1 protein-coding gene is annotated in these 1,668 nt (G+C 65.9%); it reads right to left on the bottom strand.

Annotated features, from left to right (window positions below; all coding sequences use genetic code 11):
- Positions 1–1,667, bottom strand: a 1,667-nt coding sequence (locus tag FNJ47_RS45950) for a chemotaxis protein CheA (protein ID WP_163163385.1), incomplete at its 3' end; no start/stop codon positions are given.
- Position 1,668 lies beyond the last annotated feature (1 nt).

A 1,668-nucleotide genomic window follows, 5' to 3' on the forward strand; every position in this document is an offset into this window, starting at 1 on the left:
TCGGTGGTGGTGGCGCCGTCGTCGATCTTCAGGAGCTTCTTCAGATGGATCAGCGGCAGCAGCTTGTTGCGCAGTCGCAAGACCGCGGTGTCCTTGATCCGCTCGATGCGGTGCTCGGAGTTGGCGCGGGCCCGCACCAGCTCGACGACGGAGAGCTGCGGGATGGCAAAGCGGTCGCCGCCGGCTTCCACGATCAGCGCGGAGACGATGGCGAGCGTCAGCGGGATCTTGATGGTGACCGAGGCGCCTTCGCCGGCCACGCTCTTGATGTCGATGGTGCCGCCGATCTGGTCGATATTGGTGCGCACCACGTCCATGCCGACGCCGCGGCCGGATACCGAGGTCACCTGCGCTGCGGTCGAGAAGCCCGGCGCGAAGATGAACTTGTGGATCTGGGCTTCGGTCATCTTCTCGAGCTCGGCCTCGGTGACGAGACCGTTCTGGAGCGCCTTGGCCTTGATCCGCTCGGTGTTGAGCCCGCGGCCATTGTCGGCGATGCAGATGATGATGTGGCCGCCCTCATGATAGGCGCTGAGGCGAATGGTGCCCTGCTCGGGCTTGCCGGCGGCAAGGCGCTCGGCGGTGGTCTCCAGCCCGTGATCGGCGGAGTTGCGCACCATGTGCGTCAACGGATCCTTGATCAGGTCGAGCACCTGGCGGTCGAGCTCGGTGTCGGCGCCGTGCATCTCCAGCTCGATCTGCTTGCCGAGTTCGCCGGAGAGGTCGCGGACGATGCGCGGCAGCTTCTGCCAGGCGTTACCAATCGGCTGCATCCGCGTCTTCATGACGCCTTCCTGCAGCTCGGCGGTGACGTTGGAGAGCCGTTGCAGCGGCACCTTGAACTCGGTGTCCTCGTTGCGGCGGGAGATCTCCAGCAGCTGATTGCGGGTCAGCACCAGCTCGGAGACCATGGTCATCAGGTGTTCGAGGGTGTCGACGTTGACCCGGATCGACTGGTTGGCGATCTTGTCGCCTTCCTGGACGTCGGTCTCGGCCGCGGCCTTGCGGGCCGGCTTCTTCGCGGCTTCAGCCGGCTCTGCGGCAGCAGGCACAGCGGCCACCGGCTTCGCGGCAGGAGCCGGCGCGGGTGCGACCACTTCGGTCTCGGTCTCGCGGAAGGCGCGCTCGAGCTCGTCGAGCGAGACCTCGCCCGGACGCAGCGGCCGCTCCAGCGTCTGCACCACCAGCGTGCCTTCGCTCATGTCAGCCTGCACCGACGGCGCTTCGACGACAGGCACGTCCTCCTCGGCAGCAGCCGGCATCGACTGCGTCGAGCCTGACATTGCGGCCATGCCGCGCTCGACCATCGCCTCCAGCTGATCGATCAGATCGCGGTCGTTGCCCTCAGGCTCGGCTTCGGTCGCCTCGAGCCCGCCAAGGATCTCCTTGATGCGGTCGATCGAGGACAGGATCAGTGTCACGGCTTCCGCCTTCACCGGCATGCCGTCGCGGAACTTGCCCATCAGGGTCTCGCCGGCATGCGCCAACGCCTCGAGCCGCGGCAGCCCGAGGAAGCCGCAGGTCCCCTTGATCGTGTGCACAAGACGGAAAATGTTATCCAGGATCTTCGCGTTGTTCGGATCCTGCTCGAACTGCACCAGCTGGTTGTCGACCGTATCCAGGCTCTCGCTGCTCTCCGTCAGGAACTCGCGCAACAGATCGTCCATG

Source organism: Bradyrhizobium uaiense, assembly GCF_010811875.1.
GTDB classification, from domain to species: Bacteria; Pseudomonadota; Alphaproteobacteria; order Rhizobiales; family Xanthobacteraceae; genus Bradyrhizobium; species Bradyrhizobium uaiense.